The 19,180-nt window shown below is 42.9% G+C and carries 21 protein-coding genes; 2 read left to right on the plus strand and 19 right to left on the minus strand.

Going from position 1 to position 19,180, the window contains the following annotated elements; all coding sequences use genetic code 11:
* Positions 1-19: 19 nt before the first annotated feature.
* From O3642_RS07530 to O3642_RS07620, 19 genes are all read right to left on the minus strand, one after another.
* Positions 20-727, minus strand: coding sequence for an ABC transporter (locus O3642_RS07530; RefSeq protein WP_371605718.1), 708 nt, complete (start codon positions 725-727; stop codon positions 20-22).
* Positions 728-729: 2 nt separating this feature from the next.
* A complete protein-coding gene (locus O3642_RS07535) occupies positions 730-1,404 on the minus strand; it encodes an ABC transporter ATP-binding protein (RefSeq protein WP_371605719.1) in 675 nt (224 codons plus the stop codon).
* A gap of 288 nt (positions 1,405-1,692) precedes the next feature.
* The gene (locus tag O3642_RS07540) at positions 1,693-2,952 is read right to left on the minus strand and encodes a sensor histidine kinase (RefSeq protein WP_371605720.1); all 1,260 of its coding nucleotides are present in this window, start codon (positions 2,950-2,952) and stop codon (positions 1,693-1,695) included.
* A gap of 58 nt (positions 2,953-3,010) precedes the next feature.
* Positions 3,011-3,745, minus strand: a complete 735-nt coding sequence (locus O3642_RS07545; RefSeq protein ID WP_371605721.1) for a response regulator transcription factor — start codon at positions 3,743-3,745, stop codon at positions 3,011-3,013.
* An 875-nt stretch (positions 3,746-4,620) separates the two neighbouring features.
* Positions 4,621-6,246, minus strand: coding sequence for a chaperonin GroEL (gene groL, locus O3642_RS07550; RefSeq protein ID WP_070590330.1), 1,626 nt, complete (start codon positions 6,244-6,246; stop codon positions 4,621-4,623).
* Between the two features lie 21 nt (positions 6,247-6,267).
* Positions 6,268-6,549: a co-chaperone GroES gene (gene groES / locus O3642_RS07555; RefSeq protein ID WP_024055367.1), complete on the minus strand. Its 282-nt coding sequence runs from the start codon at positions 6,547-6,549 to the stop codon at positions 6,268-6,270.
* A gap of 129 nt (positions 6,550-6,678) precedes the next feature.
* Entirely contained in the window at positions 6,679-6,972 is a 294-nt protein-coding gene (locus tag O3642_RS07560; protein ID WP_003004348.1) for a hypothetical protein, read from the minus strand.
* 101 nt (positions 6,973-7,073) lie between these two features.
* The gene (locus O3642_RS07565) at positions 7,074-7,928 is read right to left on the minus strand and encodes a PTS system mannose/fructose/sorbose family transporter subunit IID (RefSeq protein WP_037585172.1); all 855 of its coding nucleotides are present in this window, start codon (positions 7,926-7,928) and stop codon (positions 7,074-7,076) included.
* Positions 7,912-8,754, minus strand: a complete 843-nt coding sequence (locus O3642_RS07570) for a PTS sugar transporter subunit IIC (protein WP_014712796.1) — start codon at positions 8,752-8,754, stop codon at positions 7,912-7,914. The genes O3642_RS07565 and O3642_RS07570 overlap by 17 nt, the downstream gene beginning before the upstream one ends.
* A gap of 56 nt (positions 8,755-8,810) precedes the next feature.
* Positions 8,811-9,305 (minus strand): PTS sugar transporter subunit IIB, encoded by a 495-nt coding sequence (locus tag O3642_RS07575; protein ID WP_000261775.1) that lies wholly within the window; start codon positions 9,303-9,305, stop codon positions 8,811-8,813.
* 14 nt (positions 9,306-9,319) lie between these two features.
* Complete coding sequence (locus O3642_RS07580) at positions 9,320-9,757, minus strand: PTS sugar transporter subunit IIA (RefSeq protein WP_049499847.1); 438 nt, start codon at positions 9,755-9,757, stop codon at positions 9,320-9,322.
* 140 nt (positions 9,758-9,897) lie between these two features.
* Positions 9,898-11,196, minus strand: coding sequence for an ABC transporter substrate-binding protein (locus tag O3642_RS07585; protein ID WP_269795788.1), 1,299 nt, complete (start codon positions 11,194-11,196; stop codon positions 9,898-9,900).
* Positions 11,193-11,879 (minus strand): response regulator transcription factor, encoded by a 687-nt coding sequence (locus O3642_RS07590; protein ID WP_003009811.1) that lies wholly within the window; start codon positions 11,877-11,879, stop codon positions 11,193-11,195. Before O3642_RS07590 ends, O3642_RS07585 begins: the two co-directional genes overlap by 4 nt.
* A 3-nt stretch (positions 11,880-11,882) precedes the next feature.
* A complete protein-coding gene (locus tag O3642_RS07595; RefSeq protein ID WP_037607173.1) occupies positions 11,883-13,199 on the minus strand; it encodes a sensor histidine kinase in 1,317 nt (438 codons plus the stop codon).
* Positions 13,199-14,182, minus strand: coding sequence for a substrate-binding domain-containing protein (locus O3642_RS07600; protein ID WP_369088039.1), 984 nt, complete (start codon positions 14,180-14,182; stop codon positions 13,199-13,201). Before O3642_RS07600 ends, O3642_RS07595 begins: the two co-directional genes overlap by 1 nt.
* 189 nt (positions 14,183-14,371) lie before the next feature.
* Positions 14,372-14,767, minus strand: coding sequence for a single-stranded DNA-binding protein (locus O3642_RS07605; RefSeq protein WP_003004675.1), 396 nt, complete (start codon positions 14,765-14,767; stop codon positions 14,372-14,374).
* A 101-nt stretch (positions 14,768-14,868) separates the two neighbouring features.
* Positions 14,869-15,495 (minus strand): YtpR family tRNA-binding protein, encoded by a 627-nt coding sequence (gene ytpR, locus O3642_RS07610; RefSeq protein WP_151379294.1) that lies wholly within the window; start codon positions 15,493-15,495, stop codon positions 14,869-14,871.
* A gap of 9 nt (positions 15,496-15,504) precedes the next feature.
* Complete coding sequence (locus tag O3642_RS07615) at positions 15,505-15,822, minus strand: thioredoxin family protein (protein ID WP_371605722.1); 318 nt, start codon at positions 15,820-15,822, stop codon at positions 15,505-15,507.
* Positions 15,819-16,109: a DUF4651 domain-containing protein gene (locus tag O3642_RS07620; protein WP_150905154.1), complete on the minus strand. Its 291-nt coding sequence runs from the start codon at positions 16,107-16,109 to the stop codon at positions 15,819-15,821. Before O3642_RS07620 ends, O3642_RS07615 begins: the two co-directional genes overlap by 4 nt.
* Positions 16,110-16,252: 143 nt before the next feature.
* Between O3642_RS07620 and pepA the strand changes: the two genes are divergently transcribed.
* On the plus strand, positions 16,253-17,317 hold the full coding sequence (pepA, locus tag O3642_RS07625) for a glutamyl aminopeptidase (RefSeq protein ID WP_371605723.1): 1,065 nt from the start codon (positions 16,253-16,255) through the stop codon (positions 17,315-17,317).
* A gap of 245 nt (positions 17,318-17,562) precedes the next feature.
* Complete coding sequence (locus O3642_RS07630; RefSeq protein WP_371605724.1) at positions 17,563-19,047, plus strand: DUF1846 domain-containing protein; 1,485 nt, start codon at positions 17,563-17,565, stop codon at positions 19,045-19,047.
* The last annotated feature ends 133 nt before the right edge of the window (positions 19,048-19,180 follow it).

The raw sequence follows: 19,180 nt of genomic DNA on the forward strand, positions 1-19,180 counted from the left end.
AGCCTCTTTTTAACTGCTCTTAGTTCCCCATTTTCCCTTTGGGTACGAGCAGATAGAAAAATAGCAAATTCAATCCAAATACGGCAACAAATAGCGCCAATTGAGAGACATCGATCGTTTGTTTCTCGGTCAAATCTTGGATCAGCTTTGTATAATAATAGCCTGGGAAAACCCGTTGTAGCTTGCCAACCAGGTCCATAAATCCTCCACTTGCGCCAAGCGTATCAAAGGGAATAATGGTCATAGCGGCCAAAATAATGACAGGAAAGCCAATGGTATCAATCGTCTTAGCATCTACCCTGACCCCAAGTACAAAGCCAATCACACTAAAGTAGATCCCCATCAAGGATAAGAGGAAAAATTGTACCAACAGGCTAGTCGTCACCGGAAAGTGAAAACCTAGAACAGCAACTACTAGTACTGCTAAAAAGATCAAGCTGTTCAGAATCAGTTGTACGATGCTTTGATCCCATAAATAGTTCTTGACACTATAGCTTGTAAAGTGGGATTCAAAAGAATAAAAGCCAATATCTGAGGCGATCCGCTTACTAAAGGTTGCAAGGCTATTGCCAATGACCCCGATAAATACGGCAATACCTAATAAAATACTTGGCGAAACCCCTTTTTGAAGCTGATAAAAGAAGATATACCAGCCTATGGGTAAAATAATGGTGAATAATACGAAGCGCTTATTTCGTAAAACTTGTTTTAATTGAATCTTTTTCATGCTTATTCCCCTCCTTTATTCATCTCTTCTCGGAAATACTGCTCAATGGTTTGACCAGCCTGGTGAATGTCCTCAACAGCCTTTGTTGCAGCAATTCGACCCTCTTTTAAAATCAGGACTTTTGTAAAAAAGGCATCAATTTGGTTAAAATCATGGGTCACCACAACAGATGTAAATTCTTGCTGCTCCAGTAATTTCCAAAAATTATCCACTGCTTCCAAGTCCATGCCAGTCGTTGGCTCATCTAAAAAAATCAACTTTGGATGATTCAAAATAGTTAACAACAAGGACAAGCGTCTCTTTTGACCACCGGAAAGACTGCCCACCATCTGCACTCTTGATTCTCTCAATTCGACCATTTCTAAGAGTCCATTGATATCAGCCTGCTTCAGCTGATTCATCCGGCTTTTTAATTCGACGAGTTCGGCAACAGTTAGATCCTCGATGAGCAGATCTCCCTGAGGCATCATCCCAATTTCTCTTTGAAAATCAAGCGAAGTCTTTATCGTTCCCGAATCGGCCTGGAGCTGCCCTGCGATAATGTTAAACAGGGTGCTTTTACCTGCCCCATTATTTCCCAGCAAGGCAATTTTGTCTCCTTCTTCTATCGAAAAAGACACCCCCTTTAATACAGCTTTCTCCTTAAATGATTTTGTAATAGATGCTACCTGAAACATACGATCCCTCTTTTCTTATTGATCTTGTATACAGTATACTTCAAAGGGACAGTCTTTGTAGCTCTCTGTCAGAATCGGTCAGAAAATCGTCGTGAATGGTCAAAAAAGAGGCTGGGACAAAAGTCCTAGCCTCTCAATTATTTTTGATTGTCGAGCAAGACGCAGTGGTTGAGTGGGCTCTACTACGCTGATTTCATCAGCTTTTACAGCCCTACTCAACTGTGCGGAGGTGGGACGACGAAATCGAATTCTAACGAATGACCGATTTCTGTCCCACTCTCTCTTCCATTATTCCTTCCAAAAGGTCAGGCTCTGGGTAAATCGGTAGTTTGAACTCTTGGTAGACACTGTCGTTTTGGGATATTTTTCCAGTAATTGTTGGATCTTGTACAAACCAAGACCGCGGTCTTCTCCTTTACTCGAGTAGTCCTTTTCAAAAATTCTCGCCAGTTCTATTTTTTCAGCTTTTGTACTATTTTCAACGATTAAGATGAGGGAGTTTGCCTCCTGAAGCATGGCAAGAGTCAGCTGGGGGTCGTCTGATTCGAGACTCGCTTCGATAGCATTGTCACAAAGAATGGATAAGAAGGTGATGAAATCTAAAACCTCGATGAATAAATCACGAACAGGTTCATCGATCTCGACAGAGATCCCAATCCCTTTATTTTGAGCTTCCAATAATTTTGCGGACAGAACACTTTTTACAGCTGGATTTTCAATGTGACTGAGTTTAGCAATATCAAACTTGCTATCGTAAAATTGTTGGCCACTCTCTCGGAGAACATTCTCATAGACTTCCCTGATCGCGTTGAGATCTTCATGCTCAATACTTAATTTGAGACTGGTTAAAATATTCAGGTAATCGTGACGAAAGGCACGAATCTCCCCATAGAGCATTTCGACGTGTTGGCTATAGGTGGCTAACTCCTGCAGTTGCCTATCTTTTTGTTCCAGAATTTCTTGTTTCAATCGTTCTTTAGACACTGCATTGAAATACAAGAGCATCACAAAAAACAAAATCAAATAAATACTATTTAACTGTTCCCGTAAAGCATCTGCATGAGGAATAACATCCTCAAAAACCACCAGACCTACAACACTGACTAAATACACAAACATGGAAAGATCCATCGGGAGTAAGAAACGATTAAAATACTGCCGTTGAAACCCTACTTTTAAATCTGTAAAATCTAGTTTTAACAATTTAGTGATTCCTATATAAACAGGAAAGACCAGCAATTCAAGTAGAGCATCATACCAGCTGACAGATGCCTCATGAACAAGTACGATCCCTAACATTGGAAAGACATAAAAGGCTAAGAGACGCGCAATGAGACTCTCCATGACAACCGGGTAGAGCCCGTAAAAAATATTCAAAAGGTGTCGTATGTTACGATTTCGGTAGAAACTATAGGCAATAAATACTAAGAAATAGCCAAAAAAGCCTACCGGTGGCACAAGGGTAAAGACGACTGCAAAGAAGAAGGGGCACAAAAAGAGCCAGCGCAAGGCGAACTCTTGTCTACTGATATGACGATAGATCAGCATACTGACGAAGAACTTTAGGTAAAATATTAGAACATCTAACAGCAATTCTTTCTCCCTTCTATTTTTTCAAAGCTTCCAGTAAGCCTCTGTACTTGGTCCGTGAGATCAAGCAATTGTCCCCATTTTCAAAAAAAGCTTTCTTGTCTTCTTTATCAATCTTCGTAATATTTTGTGGATTCACCACAAAGGAGCGGTGACACCGATACAAGCGGGGATCTGCTTTTTCGATATCGGCAATACTAGCGTAAAATTCCAAGCGCTCATCCTGGGTATGTAAAATGACCTTGTGAATAGTTGGAGACGTTTCAACATACAAAATCTTATTAAAGGGAACTTGTACTCGCGCCATCGCACTCTCAAATGTAAAAGCATCTTGCGCAATCGTGGTCCCAGCTTGCTCCAAGGTATAATCGATGGCTGAGCTGATTCTCTCTCTGAACTCTTCCTCACCCAGCGTTTTATCGATAAAATCCAAGGCAGCTACTTTGTACTGAAAGGTAATGGGCATGAATTCAGAGTGAGTGGTGACAAAGACAATGGTCGCATGGGGGTCTTTCTTACGAATCTCTTTTGCGATCTCTAGACCCTTTTTCTCCTCACCTTTAATCTCGATATCTAAAAAAAATAGGTGATGGGCGCCTCTCTCTGTGACAACATCCAGCAACTGGCTTGACTTCCCAAACACTTCTGGCGCTTTGCACTGCAGGGATTTTTGACGGATGAGATCCTGCAAGACCGCTTCGATACGCGATTGTTGGATCCATTCATCTTCTAACACAAAAATCTTCAACAAAGTCCTCACTCCTTCCCCTCTACGAATATGTTCTATTTTACCATAAATGATGCCTACTGAGCCACTCTTTCAAAAGAGACTTGATAGGCCTTCTACCTTTTCTCCTAAACAAAAAACTCTCCCGGAGGAATCCGGAAGAGCTTGCGCAAGGGGAATTTGAAAAATATTTTTTAATATGAAAAAGGTCGATAAAATCTATGCTATGTTCAAACTCTCATTTTACTAACAGCGATATTACGATCAAGTTTTATTGTCAATAGACATGTATGTGGGAAGTTCTCCCCTTGCAACAATGTAGACCTGTGATCTACTCTTACTAGTATACACTAGAATTATTACAAAATCAGTTAATTTGTATTGCAATTTGTTGGCAAATATTCCTCCGCCTGAAAACACCACAAACGCTTGATTCCCAAGCATCTACGCAAGTCCTCTTTAATTAGTATTTATCATTTCTGTTACAAAATTTAAAATAAAAATATTATTCCATAACAAATGAAAATTCCAAAACAAGATAAAAAGGGAGGAAAGAATCTTCCACTCCCTTTGAGCTAGTAGGACGATTAACCAGGCCGCAACATAGTGGCTACCGTCCAACGATGAGAGGCATAGCCTCAATCATTTGTAACAGTTACGACAGAAAATAAAGAAGGCCAATAACGCCTTCTTTATTTTCTTAGTAAGACACTACGGCAAGGCACCATGGTGCTTGCCATAACAATAAATGCACCTGATCAATTAATCAAGGGGTTACGACGTGAAAAGGGAGGAACGATATTTTCCTCCCTTTGAGCTAGTAAGATGATTAGGTAGGCCGCAACATAGCGGCTACCGTCCAATGATTCGGTGCTTTAGCACCAATCATTGGTATCAGGTTACATCATCCCACCCATCATGCTTGGATCCATTCCTGGTCCTGCTGGGGCTGCTGGTTCTGGTTTGTTGGCTACGACTGCTTCGGTCGTCAAGATCAGACTCGCTACGGAAGCAGCGTTTTGAAGGGCTGAACGGCTCACTTTAACTGGGTCGATGATTCCTGCATCAATCATATTCACCCATTCACCTGTTGCAGCATTGAAGCCTGTTCCGACTTCAGCATTTTTCAAGCGATCAATCACAATAGATCCTTCGTAACCGGCATTGTGGGCAATTTGGCGAACTGGCTCTTCCAAAGCACGAAGCACGATATTGCGTCCGGTCGCTTCATCCCCTTCCAATTCAAGGGCTGCGACTGCAGAGATGACATTGACAAGAGCTGTACCACCTCCGGCAACGATCCCTTCTTCAACGGCTGCGCGAGTCGCATTAAGGGCATCTTCGATACGGAGTTTCATTTCTTTCAATTCTGTTTCTGTTGCAGCACCGACCTTGATCACGGCAACACCACCAGACAATTTAGCCAAACGTTCTTGTAATTTTTCACGGTCAAACTCAGAGGTTGTGGTTTCAATTTGTGACTTGATGACAGCCACACGGTTAGCGATCGCTTCTGGGTTACCAGAACCTTCGACAATGACAGTACTGTCTTTATCGACTGAAACTTTAGCTGCTTGACCAAGGGCTTCAATGGTTGCATCTTTCAATTCAAGACCGAGATCTTCTGTGATAACAGTTCCACCTGTCAAGATAGCGATATCTTCTAGCATGGCTTTGCGGCGATCACCAAATCCTGGTGCCTTAACAGCTACGACATTAAAGGTACCGCGGATCTTGTTCAAGACAAGTGTTGGAAGAGCTTCGCCATCTACATCATCTGCGATGATCAAGAGTGGACGGTTGCTTTGAAGAATGCTTTCCAACAATGGCAAGATTTCTTGGATGTTTGAGATCTTTTTGTCAGTGATCAAAATGTATGGATTTTCAAGATCTGCCACCATTTTTTCATTATCAGTGACCATGTATTGTGAGAGGTAACCACGGTCAAACTGCATGCCTTCAACCACTTCAAGCTCGGTTTCCATTCCACGAGACTCTTCAATGGTGATGACCCCATCTTTGCCAACTTTTTCCATGGCTTCAGAGATGTACTCACCGACTTTTTCAGAACGAGAAGACACAGCAGCTACTTGAGCAATCGCTTCCTTACTTGATACTGGAATCGCATTGTTTTTCAAAGCTTCTACTGCTGTTGCAACAGCGGTCTCAATCCCACGACGGATACCGATTGGGTTCGCTCCTGCAGTGACGTTTTTGATCCCTTCACGGACGATGGCTTGAGTCAAAACCGTTGCGGTTGTTGTACCGTCACCTGCGATATCATTGGTCTTAGAAGCCACTTCTGACACCAATTTAGCACCCATATTTTCAAAATGGTCTTCCAATTCAATTTCTTTTGCGATGGTCACCCCATCATTTGTGATCAAGGGTGAACCAAATGATTTTTCAAGAACCACATTGCGCCCTTTAGGGCCCAACGTAACTTTCACTGTATCTGCTAAGACATCGACACCACGGACCATTGCAGAACGTGCATCAGATGAAAATTTAATATCTTTTGCCATTTCTCTTACCTCTTTCTTCTCTTACTCTACAATTGCAAGAATGTTTGCTGTTCCAACGATGGTGTAGGTTTCTTCCCCATCTTTCACTTCAATTCCTGCATGGCTTTCAACCAAAACGTGGTCTCCTGCTTTTACAGCTGGAGCGATGAGTTCACCACTTAGGGTACGCACACCTTCACCAACGGCAACCACTTCAGCTGTTTTTGTATCGGCCTTGCTCGCACCTGCGAGGACAAAACCTCCAACAGTCTGTTCTTTTTCTTCTACTTTTAAGACCACACGGTCTCCTAATGGTTTTAACATGTTCATTCCTCCATACGTGTTTTTAGCACTCTCTATACACAAGTGCTAACTTATGTTTCTATTGTATCACTTGGTCAGAAATAGTCAAGAAAAAAACACCTCAAAAATAAATGAGATGTTTCTAAAATATCAATTTAAAATTGTCAATTTTTGATTGAAATCATCGATCACTTTTTGAAGATTGATCCGACCGCGGTAGATGCCATATCCAAAAACAATCATGCCTAAAATTCCAACCAAGGCTAGTAAAATCCCGAGGATCAAGAGTGGGAGGAAACTTTTGTGAAAGAGATAGATCAATACCACACCAATACTGGCAATGATAAAGAGTAAGCTGAACCAACGACCAAGGTTTTCAAGCATGTGGCGTTGGTACTTGATTTCTGTTTCATATCCATTGACAAGTTCTTGTTTTGTAACCATGGGATTCCTCCTGATAAAAATTGAGAATGAAGTGCAAATAAAGGAGGTCAATTCACTTCATTCTCAAAAACTCCTACTAGCAAATTCGTTTTTTCTTTTCCTTAGTATTTAAGATGTGGATCAAAGATACCAAGGGCAACACCGATCAAAGCAACTACAACGAGAAGTAACATAACTTTGTTTGGTGAAATTTTTTTCTTAGACATCAACCACCAGCAAAGAGTGATGAAGGCTGCTGTCAAGAGACCTGGATAAACACCATCGATCTTTTCTTGGATGTTCAAGAAGACTTTTCCTTCAGAATTCTTGAATTGAAGGGCTGTTGTAACAGATACCCAAGTAGCTGCTACGGCACCGATAACCATACCACCGACAACGCTGATCGCTTTACGAAGAGCTTGTCCTTTTGGTCCTACAAGGAATTCAACGGCTTTATCCCCTAATTGGTAACCTTTGAAGAAGGCAAAGCGCATACCAAAGTAGACTAAGAGGTTCCATACGACGATATAGAAGAGGGCACCAGCGACGTTACCACCTTTAGAAAGTCCAAGGGCAATCCCCAAGAGAACTGGGATCAAGGTACCAACGACCAATGAGTCACCAATACCAGCGATTGGTCCCATCAAACCGGCACGCATACCGTTGATGGTTTCGCCATCTACTGCATCTCCGTTTGCACGCGCTTCTTCCAAACCAGCTGTGATCCCTACAACAAGAGATCCAAGTTGTGGTTCAGTGTTGAAGAAGGCCGTATAGGTTTGCATAGCATCCTTTTGTTCTTCTTTTGTGTCATACATTTCTTCTACGATTGGAAGCATAGAAGTCAAGTACCCGAAGGTTTGCATATGTTCTTGAGAGAAACAAGTCAAATGACCATAATACCAATGATGGAATGCTTTTGCTAATGTTTTCTTTGAAATTTTCTTTCTATCAGCCATTTTAAATATCCTCCTCATCATCGTCTAGGTCCACCACTCCGGCTGGAGCAGCTTTCATCGATTTGATCACTTCAAGTTCATAGTAGATTACTGCAAAGATTAATGAAACAACGGCACTGGATACCAAGTTCAATCCGAGAGATTTCGCCAAGGTAAATCCAACAAAGAATGGAATGAAGTCAGTTGCTTCTGTAACAATTTGTTTCAACAAGATGGCAATACCGACACATGGGAGAAGAGCACCGACTGTAAAGAGGGCTTTCATCCAGTAACCATCCATAGGAAGGTATTGTTTCATCAAATCAACCATGTTTTCACCGTATTTGGTGATAATCATTGTTGGAAGGAAAGAGAAGAGGAAGTGAGAGATCCAAGGGTAAACCCAGTCAACTGCGTAGAGTTTTTTGAAGTTTCCTTCTTCAACGGCTTTCCAACCAATGTGTTGCCAAACCAAGTTCATAGTAGCGGTACCGTAGAAAAGAACTGTACCGATTGTCCCAACGGCTGCACCGATTGGAGCTGCAGCTGCGGCGATTCCAGCTTCATCTGTGATGTTATTGGCATGCACAAACAAGATAGCAAGAGGAACACCGATGTAAGAGATGGCACGCACATCGGCAGATACAGTACCACCAGGTGTTACCAAGGCGATATAAACGACTTGAAGGGCAACCCCGACCATAATACCAGTTGTCACATCTCCAAGAATTAAACCTGAAATCAACCCACCGATCAAAGGACGACCGAGTGTATAGTTCCCGATACTGGAACCTCCCATACCAGGCATTGAAGACAAGCTGGCGAAAATACCAAGCAAGATTGCTTGAATCCATGAAATTGTCATAACAAACGCTCCTTTTGTTTGTAAATATATTTACCTAACAGATAGGACTGTTAGTTTTAAAAACCAAATTTTGATTTGAAATCATCCCAATACCCGATAGAAACATCTGGCAACAATTGGAATTTCACCTTGTAGCCTGCTGCTTGAATGGCTTGGAAGGCTTCTGCTTCTTCCTGAGTGATGGATTGGTTATTTCCCAATTTTACAGCTCCAGGACGATCATTTGCAGGGCCTACGATGATTTCTTTAACATCACCTGGGACAAACCCTTGGTCGACCAAAATTTCCTTCATATCGATTGGATTTTTGGTGATCAAGAAGTAACGACTATCTGATTCTGTTACTTTTGCTGATTTTTCTTTAAAGGCTTCCTTTGTCCATACAAAGGTTTTCTTGTCTGATGCGCCTTTGTAAGCTTGAATCAAAACCTTGTTTGATGCTGCTGCATCATTTACGGCAATTAAACCATCACATGGTTTTTCCTTTGCCCAGCGTGTGACTGTTTGACCGTGAATCATGCGGTCATCAATCCGTACAAATGTTACTACCATAAGGTACCTCCCTATTAAATATCGTCATCATCTTCTTCAGCACTTGTGGCTGAAACTTCAAAAGGCTGTAGTGCAGATCGTGCTTCTGATAAGATGGTGGCTGACAAATCGTCTCCATCGAGCACATCCTTCATCACAACTGCCGTCAAGGCCATGGTGAGGTTCATCCCACCAAGGATCAAGGCTCCATCAAGCTTTCCGGCTTCTTCTAGAACCGTGGCTGCAGTGGTTAATGGACTCCCCCCTACAATATCTGCCAAGACCAAAACAGAATCATCAGCTGTCAATCCTGAAATGCTCTCTCTGAAATCAACTGCGAAGTCATCGACTGATTTTCCTTCTTTGAGTCCAACTGCGATGACCTGATCCAACTTGTCACCAGCAAACATGGCTAGTGATGTTTTTAGACCTTCTGCCAGTCCACCATGACTGACCAAAATGAGGTATTTCATTTTTCTACGCCTCCTTTATTTGACTCTATTGTAGACTATTTGAAAGCGCTTTTACATTGTCAAATGTCACATTCCCAATATGACATTTAGCAATAAAAAAATGACATCTGTCACTTGACAAAATGCCATCTTATTTTACTCTAAACTCCTACCTGTAGACTACTTTCAATCTCCCTCTGAATTTGAGGCAAGCGGTTCTCGACATCCTGATCGCGCAAGGCATTACCAATCAAGTAGTCTAGCTTTTCTAACACCTCTTTTGAGACATTTTTCGGACTACTTTCAACAGCTTGTTCCATGATGCGGTTCAAGGTCTGATTGGTCAAGGAATCCGTTCCAAAATCATCTACCTGCAAGAGGTCTTTACTAGAGCGACTCTTGACTACCTGTGGCATGACAGAGATCCCCTGGGATTGGGCAAAGAGAGTTTGTTGAATTTCTGGATCCTCTGTTAAGAGTTGCATCAATTCCCAAGCCAACTTGGAATGAGAACTTCGAGCCGACATAGCAAAAGAAGTCGTCGTGACCAAGGTTGCCTTGGTCGTTTTTGACTTAGCAGGCATCGGGATACAGGTCCAGGTGAAGTTTGAATATTTAGAAACGTGGTAGGGATAAGGTTTATAGGTCCGATATTGGGCCAAGGTCATGGGGTAGAAGGCAACTTTCCCCTGGTCAAAATCTTTAGAGCTCACCTTGTAATTTTTATTTAGATCTTCCAATTTTTGCAGAAAAGTCAAAGACTCTTTCACTTCTGGAGCTGTCAGCTTGAGCATGCCTCCTTGAAAGAGATGACCTCCATTTGCCGCCAAGGCTTCTTTCCAGGTGTATTCTGTGCTCCCAAATTGGTCCAATTGCCCATCTCCATTGGTATCTTTGGTTAGTTTCTTGCAAATCGTATAGAACTCTTCAAGGGTCCAACCTTCTTTGGGAACCGCGATGCCTTCTTTATCCAAGAGATCTTTATTGACACACATCAAAATCGGATTGCTTTCATAAGGTAAGGCATAGGTTTGCCCCTGATAGACACCCGATTCAAAGGCAACGGGATAAAATGTTGCTTGATCTTTTCGATCCATATAGCCGTTTAACTTTTCTAATACGCCTCGCGCTGCTAATAAAGAAAGATCTTGCTCAGAGACCATAAACACATCCGGCGTCTTTCCTGAGACAATCTTTTCAGAGAGCCAGTCTGAATAATCCGACTGCGGAATCCCGTTTTCATACTCTACACGGACATGGGGATGGGATTTTTCAAATTTTTGAATCGCTCGATCCAAGGCATGGGAACGTTGACTGGTCGGCACATCCCAGCTAGAACCTGCATAAACACCGATATGGAGTACGGTCGGTTGCTGTTTCCACCAATAAAAACCTGCGCTCGCACAGAGCACAACAAGGAGGCCAATCCCCCAACAAAGATGCTTTCGCTTCAATTTCATTCTGTATTTCCTTTAGAAAAATCACGTCTCGTCACTCCTGTTTGGACTGACCAGATCGCTAATTGCGTTCGATCTCGTAGGTTTAATTTCGCCAAAATCGTTGATAAGTAATTGCGCACGGTTCCTTCTGATAAGAAGAGTTTGGCTGCAATTTCTTTATTGGACTCCCCATAGCCGACCTCTTGGATAATACGCCATTCCGTCGTGCTCAAATCCTTGACATTGTCCTCATCTACAGCAATAGAGAAGTTGGTTTTGGCCATTTGTGAGAAAATTTGAAAGACTTTACTAGCGATATTCGGGTTGATCATGGCTCCGCCTTGATACACCACCTTAATCGCTTCATAGAGTTCCTCTGTCGAGGCTCCCTTTAAAAGATAACCTGAAGCACCATACTTGAGTGCACTATAGATAAATTCATCATCATCAAAGGTCGTTAAAATAATAATTTTGATATCCGGATAGTGCTCTTTGACTTCTTTTGTCGCCAAGACCCCATCCATACCTGGCATCCGAATATCCATTAAGATCAGGTCAGGATGTGTCTGTGGAATGCTAGACAAGACGTGATTCCCATCTTCCACTGTGGCCACCACTTCGATATCGGGGTGGGCTGACAAAATAATTTTCAGAGATTCTCGAATCAAGGCCTGGTCATCTGCCACCATTACTTTTATTACCATCTCTTATCTCCCTTCTTTATATTTCGGTAAACTGACGCGCGTGAAAAATCCATCGCGGCTTTCAAATTGAAGCTGTCCTCCCAGGATGGAAATACGCTCCATCATCTGTTTGAGTCCATAGCCATAAGTCAAGGTTTCAAACCCAACCCCATTGTCCTGCAACTCGATCAGGTAATCTTCTTCATCCTCAAAAAAATGAAGGCTCATCTGACTGGCATGGCCGTGGCGAACCGCATTGGTCATAGACTCTTGGATCACACGAAAGATCGTATCTTCAATCATGACGTCCATATCGACATCGACCCATTCATAGTGTAAATCAACCTGCAACTTGGAAAGCGTCTGGTACTCGCGGATCATCTTTTCTAAAGCATCTTTGAGGGTTCGTCCCTCAAGGGCACCTGGACGGAGGCGGTTGAGAGAGCCTCTCACATCCTGGATTCCTTCCCGGACAACTTCTGATACGCTTTTTACCTGCTCTTTTGCCCGATTGGGATCGATATCAATCAAGACTCCGACAGCATCTAAGCCTGCCGAGATCCCTGTTAGCGCATGCCCCAAGGTATCGTGAATCTCCCGAGCAATCCGCTTGCGCTCCCGATCTTCTGCAATCTTCTCAGACAAGGCCATATAGTTGTTCAACTCCGTATTCACCTTCGAAACCATGGCCAACTCTTCTTCTACTTCGTGGTTTTCTGCAAGAACATTCATAATATAGAACAAAAGCGAAATAATGAAGAGCACCATATTCAAGGCATAGAGGGAATTCTTTAAGAAAAAGGCCAGAATCCGGATGGAGGCAGGGTAAAAATGAATATAGACATCCAGAGAAGGAATCGGAAAGAAAAGCGAAAAGACGTCTGAATTGGTCACAAGAAGCATCAAGAAACTCACTAGGATAAAGGCAAACCAATACTTGCGGTCTCGCTTGGTATTCAACTCTTTGGAACCATAGAAGATATCCGCAAAAACCAAGAGAATAAGCCCGTTATAAGCTACATTTTGGACCCACATCAAGAGCAACATCAGGAGGATCTCCAGAATATTCCACTTATCAAAAATGGACCATCGACTCGTTTGAGACCGATAACGACTCATGGAGATCAAGGCAATCCCAGCAAATAAGAGTGCAGACAACCAAAAAGTTGTAGAGGGCGCAAAAGGAATGCGCTCTAAGCGTTCTACTAATAGGGAAGCTTGTCGTTGAGCAATGATATAATTGGTTGCTTGAAGATAGATGATACTGTTGAGCATCACAGCGATAAAATTCACGACCATCAGAATGGCCAAACTGTATCTCACACCTCTAAATTTTCTCATTACTGCCACCCATTCACATCAAATTGATCGATGTTTTCCTTTGTCATCATTTGAACCGGAATGGTTATTTCTTTTTGGTAGCTCTTCCCATCAGCCATATCTTGGATGACCTCCATCACCCGGTCTCCCATCTTCAACGGAGACTGGGCAACGGTTCCTACGACATCATCTGTCGAGTGCAGCAAGGCTTTCATATCTGGTGAACCATCAATCCCATAGATCGCAATGGGATGGGTGATCCCTTGCTCCTTGATCGCTGCTAAAGCTCCTATAGCTGAACGGTCATTCAAGGAGACTAGAGTATCGACATTCCCCCCTGACTGCAAGAACTTACGGACAGCTGGCATAGCGATCTCCGTCTGACCCTTGGTTTCTAGTTCCGAGATAATCTCATATGACCCATGTCCTTTGATGGTATCCTTAAATCCCTGAATCCGCGTATCTGCTGAAACAGTCCCCTTATGCTCCAAGAGAAGGATCCGAGCATTTGAAGAGCGTTTCATCAGCTCTTTCGCAATCAAGACTCCTGCTTGGTAGTTGTCGGAGACAATGCTGGCATCCGGCTTAAAATGCTTCAGCTGGGTATCAACTGCAATGATCTTAATTCCTTGTTTTCTAGCTTTTTTAAGAGCCCTTAAAATCGGCTGACTATCCCCTTTGACCGGATTAATCACAATCACATTTACTTTTTGAGCGCAAAAATCATCGATCTGCTGGCTCTGCCTTTTTTCATCCAATTCCGGATCTCGGACATAAACAAGAGCTCCTTTCTCATCGGCAATTCGACTAATTTCCGAATGAATACTTTTATAGAACTCATTGTTCATGGTCATATATGTGACACCGATCTTGGTCTGATCCTTGATGCTACTGGTTTGACAAACGGCATAGATCCACAAGAGGATGCAGGTCACTGGAATCACCAGTAAAACCCGTTTTAGCAGCCATTTCAACCGTTCTTTTCTTTCTTCTTTCTCCTTCAAACTCCATTCCTTTTCTGAAAATTTTGAATATATATTACTTTATTCTACTACTTTTTCAAGATAAATGCTGGCTTTTATTGTACAGATGCATTTATTTGATTCGTTTTTAAAAGAGTAATTCCCGAATGAAATCCCTACCAAGTATCAAAAAAGCTGGTCTATAAACGAACCAGCTTTCTTTTTTTGTTTCTAAAAAGGAAGATCTTCCTCTTCTAAGATGATATCGGCTAAATCTCCCGTTCCACCATTTTCACGCATCGCTCGCTGAGCGCGGCTCTCTAGCAACTGAAAACTTTGGCAGAGGACCTCTGTCACATACTGCATGACCCCATTTTTCTCGTAGCGGCGCGTCCGAATCTCTCCATCCAAAGAGATCAGGCTCCCTTTGCTAGCATAACTAGCCATGGTTTCAGCCAATTTCCCCCAGACAACGACATTAACAAAATCAGTCTCTCGCTCCCCGTTTTGATCCTTGTAGCGACGATTGACTGCAACAGTCACTCGGGCAACGGATTTATCTGTGCTGGTTTTGTGCAATTCTGGAGCCGCCACCAAGCGACCGATTAAAATAACTTTATTATACATCATTTACCTCCTATCTATTTATTCGAAAAAATTTCAAAAAATGGAGGTGACAAATCAAAATCAAAAAAATCTAGGATTCAAAACATCCTAGATTCTTCTCTTTATTCGTGCCAGTGACGATCAGGATCAAAAGGTGTCCCTGCTACTTCTGCATCATCCAATTCAATAATGCCTCGTTTTTGAGGAGCATTTGGCAAGTGCAATTCGCGAGGACTGCACATCATGCCATAACTTTTTTCTCCACGAAGGGCCCCTGGGAAAATCAAGCTGCCATCCGGCATCATGGCACCTGGAAGAGCGACAATGGTCTTTAGACCCACTCGCGCATTTGGAGCTCCTGCTACGATCTGAACTGTCTTATCTGGTCCAACTGCTACTTGGCAGATATTCAAGTGGTCACTATCTGGATGGGCTACCATTTCAAGGATTTCTCCCACCACAAATTTTGGTTCCAGATCATTGACCAAACGTTCTGCGAAGCCTTCTTTTTCCAATTCTTGGTTCAAACGATCCACTTGCTCATCTGTCAAAAAGACTTGGCCCTTGCCTTCGATGGCGAAGAAAGATGAGGCATCAAAGATATTCCAGGCAACGGTTTCTTGCTTGTCCTCACGGAAAACGCGAGCCACTTTTCCTTTTCTCTCCACCGCGAGCTTTGCATCTCCACTATTTTTCAAGGTCAGCATCAATACATCGCCAACTTGTTCTTTGTTGTATGTTACAATCATGTTCTTCTCCTATTTTAATCCTGCTAAGAATGTTGTAATCTGGGCTTTAGTTTTCCGATCCCGATTGACAAACCGTCCGATTTCCTTATCCTTTTCCAGAACCACCAAACTAGGGATCCCATAAACATCCCAGACTTTCGCCAGATCCATATAGGCATCTCGGTCAATTAAGATAAAGGTAAATTCGGGATTTTCAGCCTCAATCTCCGGCAAAAAAGGCTTGAGATAACGGCAATCCCCACACCAGTCAGCTGAAAAGACAAAGACTTTCTTGCCCTCTTGCTCTACACAAGAAGCAATTTCTTCTAGAGAATTTGGTGTAATCATAGTTTTTCCTCTTCGTACTGCAAAAGACCATCCTCATAGACAAAGCGGTAATGGCGCTCATCTTCAAAAATGACGCCTCCTACTAAACGCTCTTCACTAGACTCGTAGAGTTCCACATACAAGGTCGCAATCGTCCCCATAGCTTCCATTTGCTCCCGTACTTCTGCTACCAACTCTTCTTGAGTACGGAGACGCTTTTGATCTTTGGCAATTTTATAAACACCGGCCGCAAGAGCTCCTGCACTTGCTACAGCCAGACTAGACAAAATAATTTTTTTAGCTTTCATAGTGCCTATTGTAACACAAAATAAGCAGAGGGACAATGGTCTAGGCTGGATCTCCTCCTTCAGTTTTTCGGGACCGATTTCTATAATAACGCTACCATCCTTGTAGAAAAAGTGATAAAATAGCATCAGAAAGAAGGTAACCTATGACTGATTTATTTTCTAAAATCAAAGAAGTAACTGAAATCCCTGCTATCTCAGGTCATGAAGCTCCTGTACGGGATTATTTGCGCCAACAATTGACCCCTCATGTGGACGAAATCGTGACAGATGGTCTCGGTGGGATCTTTGGAGTCAAACACTCAACAACTGCCGACGCTCCTCGTATCTTAGTAGCTGCCCACATGGACGAAGTTGGTTTTATGATCAGCGAAATCAAAGCTGACGGAACTTTCCGTGTTGTCCCAATCGGAGGTTGGAATCCGATGGTCGTTAGCAGCCAACGCTTCAAACTCTTTACACGTGATGGACGTGAATACCCTGCTATTTCCGGATCTGTTCCTCCACATTTGACACGTGGTACAGGTGGACCAACCGTACCTGCCATTAGCGACATCGTCTTTGATGCAGGCTTTAGCTCTAAAGCCGAAGCTGAAAGCTATGGGGTTCGTCCTGGAGATACCTTGGTCCCAGATAGCTCTGCGATTCTCACTGCTAATGGTAAAAACGTCATCTCCAAAGCATGGGATAACCGCTACGGCGTCTTGATGGTCAGCGAATTGGCCAAGAGCCTTTCTGGACAAGCTTTAAACAACGAACTCTATGTAGGGGCTAACGTTCAAGAAGAAGTAGGACTTCGTGGTGCCCACACTTCAACCACTAAATTTGATCCTGAAATCTTCCTTGCTGTAGACTGTTCGCCAGCGGCCGATGTCTTTGGAGACCAAGGTGCGATTGGGGAAGGAACACTGCTTCGCTTCTACGATCCAGGTCACATCATGCTACCAAATATGAAAGATTTCTTGCTCACTACTGCTGAAGAAGCGGGCATCAAATTCCAATATTACTGTGGTAAGGGTGGAACCGACGCCGGTGCCGCACACTTGAAGAATGGTGGAGTGCCATCTACCACCATTGGTGTCTGTGCCCGTTACATCCACTCTCACCAAACCCTCTATGCCATGGATGATTTCTTGCAAGCGCAAGCCTTCTTGCAAGCATTGGTTAAGAAATTGGATCGCTCTACAGTTGATTTGATCAAACACTATTAAACAACATCGATCACGAAGCCCCGTAAGGGGCTTTTTTAGGGGGGAAACAAGGTTCTCTTTGAAACTTTCCAGCGTGAGTCACCATTAAGCCCTTTGGCATCCACACTCCCCTTAGGAAAGTATCTTAGAATATTTTATCTTCCATCTGTTTTCTGATATAATATGAAAGAATGAAATGGTAGGGAACGGAACACTCATCCTTGGATTCGTGTGGCAGACCCTTCGCTTATATACAGGAGTTTTACATGAAAAAACAAGCTTTTAGTTCTGAAAAGTATTTGAACTTGCAACGTGACCACATTATTGAGCGGATCAACCAATTCGATGGCAAGCTCTACCTTGAATTTGGTGGTAAGATGTTAGAAGACTTTCACGCTGCTCGTGTCCTCCCTGGATACGAACCAGACAATAAGATCAAGCTGCTACAAGAATTGCGCGACCAGGTGGAAATTGTCATTGCCATCAACGCCAACAACATTGAGCACTCAAAAGCCCGTGGGGATCTAGGAATTTCTTATGACCAAGAAGTACTGCGTTTGATCGACAAATTCAATGAATTGGGGATTTTTGTAGGCTCTGTCGTAATCACCCAATATGCTGGACAAGCTGCAGCAGATGCCTTTCGCAAACAACTGGACAAGAGCGGGATCGCCTCTTATCTCCACTATCCGATCAAGGGCTATCCGACTGATATGGACCACATCATCTCTCCTGAAGGGATGGGGAAAAATGACTACATCAAAACTAGCCGCAATTTGGTCGTTGTGACAGCTCCTGGACCTGGTTCTGGTAAGCTTGCAACTTGTATGTCCAATATGTACCATGACCAATTAAATGGGATCAAATCAGGTTATGCCAAGTTTGAAACCTTCCCAGTATGGAATCTTCCTTTGCACCACCCAGTTAACTTGGCTTATGAAGCAGCGACTGCAGATCTAGACGATGTCAATATGATCGATCCTTTCCACCTTCAAACCTATGAGGAAACAACGGTCAATTACAACCGCGATATCGAAATCTTCCCTGTCTTGAAGCGAATGTTGGAACGCATCTTAGGAACCTCTCCTTATGCTTCTCCAACAGACATGGGCGTCAACATGGTTGGCTTTGCCATTGTGGACAATGACGCTGCGATTGAAGCTTCCCAACAAGAAATCATCCGTCGCTATTACCAAACTATTTTGGATGTCAAAGCCGAACGCGTCGGTGAAGGAGCTGTCAAGAAGATTGAGCTCTTGATGAATGATTTAGGGATTACTCCAAATGACCGGAAAGTGACCATTCTTGCTCGTCAGAAAGAAGAAGAAACAGGCGAGCCAGCCTTGGCCCTTGAATTACCAAACGGCGAGATGGTAACCGGAAAAACCTCTGATCTCTTTGGCCCAACCGCAGCTCTCTTAATCAATGCAAGCAAGAAATTGGCGCATATTGATAAAGAAACCAAATTAATCGAGCCAGAATACGTCCAACCGATCCAAGGCTTGAAGATCAATCATTTGGGTAGCCGCAACCCTCGTCTTCACTCAAATGAGATCCTCATTGCCCTTGCCATTACAGCCATGAGCAACGAAGATGCTAATCTTGCTATGCAAGAATTAGGCAAGTTGAAAGGTAGCGAAGCCCACTCAACCGTGATGCTGACAGACGAAGACAAGAATGTCCTTCGCAAGCTCGGGATCAATGTCACCATGGACCCTGTCTACCAGTACGATCGCTTGTATCGTAAATAAACTAAGACAAACAAAAACAATTCCTACTAGAGGGATTGTTGAGAGCGTAGAGAAACGAATCTTTAATAAAATCTAATCAATTCTTTAAAAATTATACTCGTTATAGTTATTCAATTATATTCTGAAATTTTCC

The organism is Streptococcus sp. 27098_8_66 (genome assembly GCF_041431945.1).
GTDB lineage: Bacteria > Bacillota > Bacilli > Lactobacillales > Streptococcaceae > Streptococcus > Streptococcus dentalis.

What these genes read in the sequence shown, in the direction of transcription:
- O3642_RS07530 (WP_371605718.1), bottom strand. Translation starts at nt 727, where the DNA reads ATGAAAAAGATTCAATTAAAACAAGTTTTACGAAATAAGCGCTTCGTA.
- O3642_RS07535 (WP_371605719.1), bottom strand. Translation starts at nt 1,404, where the DNA reads ATGTTTCAGGTAGCATCTATTACAAAATCATTTAAGGAGAAAGCTGTA.
- O3642_RS07540 (WP_371605720.1), bottom strand. Translation starts at nt 2,952, where the DNA reads ATGCTGATCTATCGTCATATCAGTAGACAAGAGTTCGCCTTGCGCTGG.
- groL (WP_070590330.1), bottom strand. Translation starts at nt 6,246, where the DNA reads ATGGCAAAAGATATTAAATTTTCATCTGATGCACGTTCTGCAATGGTC.
- groES (WP_024055367.1), bottom strand. Translation starts at nt 6,549, where the DNA reads ATGTTAAAACCATTAGGAGACCGTGTGGTCTTAAAAGTAGAAGAAAAA.
- O3642_RS07560 (WP_003004348.1), bottom strand. Translation starts at nt 6,972, where the DNA reads ATGGTTACAAAACAAGAACTTGTCAATGGATATGAAACAGAAATCAAG.
- O3642_RS07565 (WP_037585172.1), bottom strand. Translation starts at nt 7,928, where the DNA reads ATGAGGAGGATATTTAAAATGGCTGATAGAAAGAAAATTTCAAAGAAA.
- O3642_RS07570 (WP_014712796.1), bottom strand. Translation starts at nt 8,754, where the DNA reads ATGACAATTTCATGGATTCAAGCAATCTTGCTTGGTATTTTCGCCAGC.
- O3642_RS07575 (WP_000261775.1), bottom strand. Translation starts at nt 9,305, where the DNA reads ATGGTAGTAACATTTGTACGGATTGATGACCGCATGATTCACGGTCAA.
- O3642_RS07580 (WP_049499847.1), bottom strand. Translation starts at nt 9,757, where the DNA reads ATGAAATACCTCATTTTGGTCAGTCATGGTGGACTGGCAGAAGGTCTA.
- O3642_RS07585 (WP_269795788.1), bottom strand. Translation starts at nt 11,196, where the DNA reads ATGAAATTGAAGCGAAAGCATCTTTGTTGGGGGATTGGCCTCCTTGTT.
- O3642_RS07590 (WP_003009811.1), bottom strand. Translation starts at nt 11,879, where the DNA reads ATGGTAATAAAAGTAATGGTGGCAGATGACCAGGCCTTGATTCGAGAA.
- O3642_RS07595 (WP_037607173.1), bottom strand. Translation starts at nt 13,199, where the DNA reads ATGAGAAAATTTAGAGGTGTGAGATACAGTTTGGCCATTCTGATGGTC.
- O3642_RS07605 (WP_003004675.1), bottom strand. Translation starts at nt 14,767, where the DNA reads ATGTATAATAAAGTTATTTTAATCGGTCGCTTGGTGGCGGCTCCAGAA.
- ytpR (WP_151379294.1), bottom strand. Translation starts at nt 15,495, where the DNA reads ATGATTGTAACATACAACAAAGAACAAGTTGGCGATGTATTGATGCTG.
- O3642_RS07615 (WP_371605722.1), bottom strand. Translation starts at nt 15,822, where the DNA reads ATGATTACACCAAATTCTCTAGAAGAAATTGCTTCTTGTGTAGAGCAA.
- O3642_RS07620 (WP_150905154.1), bottom strand. Translation starts at nt 16,109, where the DNA reads ATGAAAGCTAAAAAAATTATTTTGTCTAGTCTGGCTGTAGCAAGTGCA.
- pepA (WP_371605723.1), top strand. Translation starts at nt 16,253, where the DNA reads ATGACTGATTTATTTTCTAAAATCAAAGAAGTAACTGAAATCCCTGCT.
- O3642_RS07630 (WP_371605724.1), top strand. Translation starts at nt 17,563, where the DNA reads ATGAAAAAACAAGCTTTTAGTTCTGAAAAGTATTTGAACTTGCAACGT.